Annotated in this window: 7 protein-coding genes; 6 read left to right on the top strand and 1 reads right to left on the bottom strand. The window is 67.7% G+C overall.

The features are described from left to right. Positions 1 to 1,092, bottom strand: a 1,092-nt coding sequence (locus ACFQ7Q_RS17090; protein ID WP_383555389.1) for an Hsp70 family protein, incomplete at its 3' end; no start/stop codon positions are given. A gap of 247 nt (positions 1,093 to 1,339) precedes the next feature. Between ACFQ7Q_RS17090 and ACFQ7Q_RS17085 the strand changes: the two genes are divergently transcribed. From ACFQ7Q_RS17085 to ACFQ7Q_RS17060, 6 genes are all read left to right on the top strand, one after another. Continuing rightward, complete coding sequence (locus ACFQ7Q_RS17085; protein WP_383555386.1) at positions 1,340 to 1,825, top strand: sugar transferase; 486 nt, start codon at positions 1,340 to 1,342, stop codon at positions 1,823 to 1,825. A 143-nt stretch (positions 1,826 to 1,968) separates the two neighbouring features. Then, positions 1,969 to 4,218 carry a (Fe-S)-binding protein gene (locus ACFQ7Q_RS17080; protein WP_383555384.1) on the top strand — a complete coding sequence of 750 codons (2,250 nt, stop codon included), beginning with the start codon at positions 1,969 to 1,971 and terminating at the stop codon, positions 4,216 to 4,218. 153 nt (positions 4,219 to 4,371) lie between these two features. Then, positions 4,372 to 5,223: a Yip1 family protein gene (locus ACFQ7Q_RS17075; RefSeq protein ID WP_383555382.1), complete on the top strand. Its 852-nt coding sequence runs from the start codon at positions 4,372 to 4,374 to the stop codon at positions 5,221 to 5,223. Positions 5,224 to 5,418: 195 nt separating this feature from the next. Further along, complete coding sequence (locus ACFQ7Q_RS17070) at positions 5,419 to 5,805, top strand: WXG100 family type VII secretion target (RefSeq protein ID WP_383555379.1); 387 nt, start codon at positions 5,419 to 5,421, stop codon at positions 5,803 to 5,805. Positions 5,806 to 5,830: 25 nt separating this feature from the next. Beyond that, the gene (locus ACFQ7Q_RS17065) at positions 5,831 to 6,130 is read left to right on the top strand and encodes a WXG100 family type VII secretion target (protein ID WP_362363336.1); all 300 of its coding nucleotides are present in this window, start codon (positions 5,831 to 5,833) and stop codon (positions 6,128 to 6,130) included. Then, positions 6,130 to 7,839 carry an RNase A-like domain-containing protein gene (locus ACFQ7Q_RS17060; protein ID WP_383555376.1) on the top strand — a complete coding sequence of 570 codons (1,710 nt, stop codon included), beginning with the start codon at positions 6,130 to 6,132 and terminating at the stop codon, positions 7,837 to 7,839. The genes ACFQ7Q_RS17065 and ACFQ7Q_RS17060 overlap by 1 nt, the downstream gene beginning before the upstream one ends. The last annotated feature ends 8 nt before the right edge of the window (positions 7,840 to 7,847 follow it).

Below are 7,847 nucleotides of genomic sequence, written 5' to 3'. Positions count from 1 at the left end.
GTCGAGGAGCAGGACGTCCTTGACCTCACCCTTCAGCACACCGGCCTGCAGGGCGGCGCCGATGGCGACGACCTCGTCCGGGTTCACACCCTTGTTGGCCTCCTGGCCACCGGTCAGCTCCTTGACGAGCTCGGCGACGGCCGGCATACGGGTGGAGCCACCGACGAGAACGACGTGGTCGATCTCGGACAGGTTGATGCCCGCGTCCTTGATGACGTTGTGGAACGGCGTCTTGCACCGGTCCAGGAGGTCGGCGGTCAGCTGCTGGAACTGAGCGCGCGTGAGCTTCTCCTCCAGGTGCAGCGGACCCTCGGCGGAGGCGGTGATGTACGGCAGGTTGATCGACGTCTCGGTGGAGGACGACAGCTCGATCTTCGCCTTCTCCGCGGCCTCGCGGAGACGCTGGAGAGCCATCTTGTCCTTGGCCAGGTCGACGCCGTGACCGTTGGCGAACTGCTTCACCAGGTAGTCGACGACGCGCTGGTCCCAGTCGTCACCACCGAGGTGGTTGTCACCGTTGGTGGCCTTCACCTCGACGACGCCGTCGCCGATCTCCAGGAGGGACACGTCGAAGGTGCCGCCACCGAGGTCGAAGACGAGGATCGTCTGGTCGTCCTTGTCGAGGCCGTAGGCCAGGGCGGCCGCGGTCGGCTCGTTGACGATGCGCAGGACGTTGAGGCCCGCGATCTCACCGGCCTCCTTGGTGGCCTGACGCTCGGAGTCGTTGAAGTACGCCGGGACGGTGATGACCGCGTCGACGACCTTCTCGCCCAGGTACGCCTCGGCGTCGCGCTTCAGCTTCTGCAGGATGAAGGCGCTCATCTGCTGCGGGTTGAAGGACTTGCCGTCGATGTCGATCTTCCAGTCGGTGCCCATGTGGCGCTTGACCGACCGGATGGTCCTGTCGACGTTGGTGACCGCCTGACGCTTGGCGACCTCGCCGACGAGCACCTCACCGTTCTTCGCGAAGGCGACGACGGACGGCGTGGTCCTGGCGCCCTCGGCGTTGGTGATGACGGTGGGCTCGCCGCCTTCGAGAACGCTGACGACGGAGTTAGTCGTGCCCAGGTCGATGCCGACCGCACGTGCCATTTCAATTCCTCCAGCTGACTGACTTGAGTGGAACTGACTCAAGGATGCATGACGACGCTCGGCACGTCAACAGACCTGAGTGGAGGCGACTCAACTCTTCACCCTGGAAGCCGCTCAAAGAGCCCCGCTGGCGCGTCATTCCCGGCCCGGACACCCCTCCGCATGAGAGAGTCCGGGGTGCCCCTGCCGGGCATAGCGGGCATATCCCACGAATATCCCATGAATGTCACTCGAAAGGGTGTGGGGAATGACGGCCAAGCGCGCACTCGACCTCCTCGGCGGACTCGCCCTGCTGGCCGTCCTGTCCCCGCTGATCGCGGCCGTCGCCCTCTCGCTCGCACTCGCGACGGCCGGCGCGGGCGGGGTGACGCGCCGACGGACCGTCGCGGGCCGGGGCGGAAGCGCCTTCACGATGGTCACGTTCCGTACGAAGAGCACGCTGGCCGGACTGCCCCTGCTGCTCCATGTCGTACGGGGGGAGATGTCCCTCGTGGGCCCGTGCCCCCTCACCCCCGGACACCGGGAGTGCGTGGGCGAGGCGCGGCGCCGGCTCTCGGTGCGGCCGGGGATGACCGGGCTCTGGCAGATCAGCGGACGTTCGGAGCTGCCGTGGGAGGAGCGCGAGCTGCTCGATCTCCACTATGTGGACCATCACTGGCTGGGGATGGATCTCGCGATCCTGGCGCGTACGCTTCCAGCAGTCCGGAGGCGTCGCGCGGCAAGGCTTGCCTGAGCGACACAGATCACCGCAGGCGCCGCTACAGCGCGGAGCCGTGACGGGGTAATCTCAGCACGGACTGAATAAGTTACCGCTTAGTAGCGCCACACTGGAGAGTGCAGGCGCTCCGCCTCGCAGGCCCGCCCGAGGAGCCCCTCATGCAACTCGCCGCGATCATCGTGTCGATCGCCATCACGGTGGTGGCCGTCGCGCTGTTCGGCCGCGCCATCGCGCAGATCTACCGCTACGTGAAGCTCGGCCAGCCCGTACCCGCGGGCACGCGCACCGGCGACCCCACACAGCGCACCATCACGCTGGTCAAGGAGTTCCTCGGCCACACGCGCATGAACCGCTGGGGCGTCGTCGGCGTGGCGCACTGGTTCGTGGCGGTGGGCTTCTTCTCGCTGCTGCTCACGATCGTCAACGCCTTCGGCCAGCTCTTCCAGGCCGACTGGCTGATCCCGATCATCGGCGACTGGCTGCCGTACGAGATCTTCACCGAGTTCCTCGGCCTGATGACCGTCCTCGGCATCGTGACCCTGATCGTGATCCGGCAGCTCAACCGGCCGGGCGGGGCGGGCCGCAAGTCCCGCTTCGCGGGATCGAAGACCGGCCAGGCGTACTTCGTCGAGGCCGTCATCCTCATCGTCGGCGTCTGCATCATGACGCTGCGCGCCCTGGAAGGCGTCCAGCACCACGTGACCAGCTGGGAGCCGGGCTTCTTCGCCTCGTACCCGCTGATCGCGCTGCTCGACGGTCTGGACCTGAGCACGATCCAGCACCTCACCTACTTCTTCGCGGCGCTCAAGATCGTCACGTCCTTCACCTGGATGATCACGGTCTCGCTGAACACCAACATGGGTGTGGCCTGGCACCGCTTCCTCGGCTTCCCGAACATCTGGTTCAAGCGGAACGCCGACGGCTCCACCGCGCTGGGCGCGCTGCAGCCGATGACGACGGCCGGCAAGGAGATCGACTGGGAGGACCCGGCCGAGGACGCCGTCTTCGGTGTCTCCCAGGTCGAGCAGTTCTCCTGGAAGGGCATCCTCGACTTCTCCACCTGCACCGAGTGCGGTCGCTGCCAGTCGCAGTGCCCCGCCTGGAACACGGGCAAGCCGCTCTCCCCCAAGCTCCTGATCATGTCGCTGCGCGACCACGCGCACGCCAAGGCCCCGTACCTGCTGGCCGGCGGCGGCAAGGACATGGAGGGCAACGAGCAGGCGTCCGAGGAGCAGCTCAAGGACGTCCCCGCCGCCGCCCTCGCCGAGGCCGAGCGCCCCCTCATCGGCACCGCCGAGGAGAACGGCGTCATCGACCCGGACGTGCTGTGGTCCTGCACCACCTGCGGCGCCTGCGTCGAGCAGTGCCCGGTCGACATCGAGCACATCGACCACATCGTCGACATGCGCCGCTACCAGGTGATGATCGAGTCCGCCTTCCCCTCGGAGGCCGGCACGATGCTCAAGAACCTGGAGAAGAAGGGCAACCCCTGGGGTCTCGCCAAGAAGCAGCGCGTCGAGTGGACCAAGGAGGTCGACTTCGAGGTCCCGATCGTCGGCAAGGACGTCGAGGACCTCACCGAGGTCGACTACCTGTACTGGGTCGGCTGCGCCGGCGCCCTCGAGGACCGGGCCAAGAAGACCACCAAGGCCTTCGCCGAGCTGCTGCACATGGCGGGCGTCAAGTTCGCGATCATGGGCGGCGAGGAGAAGTGCACGGGTGACTCGCCCCGCCGCCTGGGCAACGAGCCGCTGTTCCAGCAGCTCGGCCAGGAGAACGTCGCGATGCTGAACATGGCGTTCGGCGAGGACGACGAGGACGAGTCGACGAAGAAGCCGAAGTCGGCGAAGAAGATCGTCGCGACCTGCCCGCACTGCTTCAACACGATCGCGAACGAGTACCCGCAGCTGGGCGGCGAGTTCGAGGTCATCCACCACACGCAGCTGCTCCAGCACCTCATCGACGAGGGCAAGCTGATCCCGGTGACCCCGGTCGACGGTCTGATCACGTACCACGACCCGTGCTACCTGGGCCGCCACAACAAGGTCTACACGCCCCCGCGCGAGATCATGTCGGCCGTCCCGGGCCTGCGTCAGCAGGAGATGCACCGCCACAAGGAGCGCGGCTTCTGCTGTGGCGCCGGTGGCGCGCGGATGTGGATGGAGGAGCGGATCGGCAAGCGCATCAACAACGAGCGCGTCGACGAGGCCCTGTCCCTCAACCCGGACATCGTCTCCACCGCCTGCCCGTTCTGCCTCGTCATGCTCACGGACTCCGTGAACGGCAAGAAGAACGAGGGCAAGGCCAAGGAGTCCGTCCAGGTCGTGGACGTGGCCCAGCTGCTGCTCGACTCGGTGAAGGCGAAGCCGGAGCCGGAGGCCCTGTCGGAGGCCGTCTCCGCCGAGTAGTCCTCACGCACGAGAGGGCCGTCCCGCACAGTCGCGGGGCGGCCCTTCGTCGTACGGTCGACGGCTCGTGGTCGCGCATCGTGAACCCCTAGGGGATGTCACAGCTCAGTGGCAAAGGAGCGCCCTGGCAGCGGAAACGGGTACGTTCGAGGTGTGGCTGGATTCAGGAACGGACGCGGCCGGGACAACCGCCCCCCGCAACAACAACCGCAGCAGGCGCCGTACGGGTACAACGCGGCCCCGCCGCCCCACCCGCAGCAGCAGTGGGGCCGCCAGGCCCCGCAAGGCGGCGGTGGGTACGAGGGGGAGCCGGAGTACTTCGGGGACCCGTACGGGGCGCAGCAGCAACAGCAGCAGCACCACGCGGCGAACACGCCGGGGCACACGCAGATGTTCAGCGTGAACGAGGACCCGTACGGCGCCGGCGGGACGTACCAGGCCGGCAACGCCCCCGCGCCCACGGGCCCGCGGCTGCCCTGGAAGGCCCTGCTGAGCGGCATCGTGCTGCGCCCGGCGCCGACGTTCCTGCAGATGCGGGACCACGCGGTGTGGGGCCCCGCGCTGACCGTCACGTTCCTCTACGGGCTGCTCGCGATCTTCGGCTTCGACAAGGCGCGCGACGAGGCGATCAACGCGACGCTGTCGACGGCGATCCCGTACGTCCTGATGACGGGCGTCGGCTTCGTCGTCGCCGGCCTGATCCTCGGCGCGGTCACGCACACCCTGGCCCGCCAGCTCGGCGGCGACGGCACGTGGCAGCCGACGGTGGGCCTGTCGATGCTGATCATGTCGATCACGGACGCGCCCCGCCTCGTCTTCGCGCTCTTCCTGGGCGGCGAGAACGGCCTGGTGCAGGTCATCGGCTGGGTCACCTGGCTGGCGGCGGGCGCCCTGTTCACGACGATGGTGAGCCGCTCCCACGACCTGCCCTGGCCGAAGGCCCTGGGCGCGTCGGCGATCCAACTGGTGGCGCTGCTGAGCCTGATCAAGCTGGGCACGCTGTAGTCACCCGCGGTCCCACAAGGACACGGAAGGAAGGGCCCCCGACGGACGTCGGGGGCCCTTCCCGTACACCCCCGACGTAACGGGGGCCACGTCCGCCACGCCGTTCCGGGGCGCCTGGCATGGATGCCCTGTTGTTAGAGTCGACTGGTTTTCTCAGCAAGAGAGTTGAAGAATCCTTCGGGGGAAGGCGGCACGGTGGGGAACACCGATCTCGACGTCTCGGACGACGATCTGACCAGACTCGCCGGAGACCTGGACGCGATGCAGCGTCACCTGAACGGCCAGGTCCGGCGGATGGATGCGGTCGTCGACCGCATCGAGGGCGGCTGGAAGGGCGACGCGGCCCGGGGGTACCGGGCTCTGCACCGGGGTGTGGCCGAGGACGCGGTCCGCATCCGGGAGATCCTCGGAGTCCTGGAAGAGGCGCTGCGGATGAGCCGCGACGGGTTCACCCAGCAGGAACTGGAGAACCTTCGCCGGATGCGTACGGCGTCGTCCCAGGTCGACGTCGCCCGCGAGGCGGAAGCGCTGTCCGAGGGAACCACCGCACCGACGCCCACCAGCCGCATCCTCGACGTCTGACGTCGACTCACACACGGGGACGAGAATGGCCGACGACCACATAGGCGTCAGCTTCACCACGCTGCGCGAGGCCGCGAGCGAACTGGAAGACATACTCCGGCAGCTGAACCAGCGCTTGGACACGCTGTACGGACGCACGGAGAAGGTCGTCCTCGCATGGCGGGGCGAGGCCCGCGAGGCCTTCGTCGAGGAACTCGACCAGTGGGACAAGCAGATGCAGGACCTCCAGGCCGCCCAGGCGTGGCTGCACGAGGTCGTGACCACCGGGCACGCGAACTACGCCGAGGCCCACCGCGCCGTGCTGCGTGGATGGGGGGCGGGCTGATGGGCACCCCTCCCCCCTCCCCTTCGCCGCAGGGCGGCACCATCGACGTCAGGCCGTCGCACCTGTTCACGGTGTCCGGACAGTTCGCGAAGGAACAGACGGACCTGAACAAGGCGGCGACCACACTCCTCCAGGAGCTCGGGGAGTACCAGGACGCGGGCGGCTACGGAACGGCGGCGCAGGCGTTCTCCACCGCGTACATGAAGGTCGGCAACCGCTTCCTCGAGGTCTGGGCGAGGAGTGTGGTGAGCATCGGCGGCGCGGCCGTCGGATTCACCACCACGGCCAACAACTACGTCAAGGCGAACGCCGCCTCCGACCCGACCGGCAACACGCCGGCCCACACCCAGCCTCCGCCGCAGGTGATCGACAAGGCACCCGTCTATCCGCGCATCACCGACCTGAAGTGGGGCGACGACGACGGCGGCGACCGCATCTGGGTCCGCATCCTGGAGTGGGTACCGGATCCGATCATGGATGCCATTCGGGTCGCCATCAAGCACGCCTACCGCATGGGCCGGGTCCCGGACGTCTACCCGTTCCCCGACCAGCACCACCTGAACTCCCTCTCAGGCGCCTGGGGCCACGCGAACCGCTCGCTCTACATCACCGTCGGCAACATGAGCGGCCACATGGCCCCCATCACCAACCAGGCCAACAGCGAGTGGCACGACGCCATGCGGACGTTCCTCAGCTCGCTGTGGGGCACGACCGCCTGGGGCAAGAGCACGGCCGGCTACGAGTGGAAGCACGACACGGCGAGCTCGTCGGCCGGCGCCACCAACCCGGTCTTCGCCGTGCTGTCCGACACCAGCAGGAAGATCAGCGACCTGCTCCGGGAGTTCGCCGAGGCCGCGGTCGAACTGAACGCGAAGGTCTACGACGAGTACTGGGACGCGGTCAAGAAGGCCGTCGCCGACGTGGACCTGAAGGACGGCATCGACCTCAAGGACGTCAAGGGACTCGTCAAGGGCATCGGCAAGGGATTGGCCTCGGTCGGCCTCAACATCCCCCTGAACATCGACACCAGCGCCATGAACGCCATCGTCAACCGCTACGAGAACACGGTGGACGGCCTCACCCGGCAGTTCGACGCCCTGATGCCCGCCCTGGACGAGGCGTTCATGAGCGCCCCCAGCTTCCACGCCGAGGACGCCCGCGCGCAGTCTTTCGGCGCCCGGGCGCTCCACGAGTTCAAACCGGAGCACACCTACCGCGTCCCCGGCGAGGACCCGAAGAACCACTTCTTCCCCATCGACCTGGCGAGCCAGGAGGGGATCGAGGGAAGCCACCCGGTCGACAAGCACGTGGGCAAGACGGACGAGCAGCTGGCACAGCGACTGAGGGACCAGCAGACCGTCCGCCCCGACGGGGTCGTGGCCCCGAGGGCCATCTCCACCTTCACGGACCATGCCTCCGCCCAGCGCCTCACCCAGGATGTCCTGGACGACATCACCCACGCGGACCGCATCGAGAAGTGGATCGCGAAGCAGGAGGACCCCGCCACGTACAACCCCAACTCGAAGCCGAGTTACAGCCTTACGTTCAACGAGGTCACCGGACGCTCACTCAGCAGGGCCGACTACGACGCCGACGGATTCCAGGCCCAGGCGAAGGATGTGCACAGCGTCAAGGTGACACTCAAGTACGTCGGCAGCCACATCGACCCCCCGTTCATCGTTCTGACCTCCATGCCGGAGGGCCCCTAGCATGCACA

Origin of the sequence: Streptomyces sp. NPDC056527, from assembly GCF_042794475.1 — a bacterium.
Lineage (GTDB): Bacteria > Actinomycetota > Actinomycetes > Streptomycetales > Streptomycetaceae > Streptomyces.
Note: the sequence above shows the minus strand (reverse complement) of the source record. Positions and strands in the feature narration are given on the sequence as shown.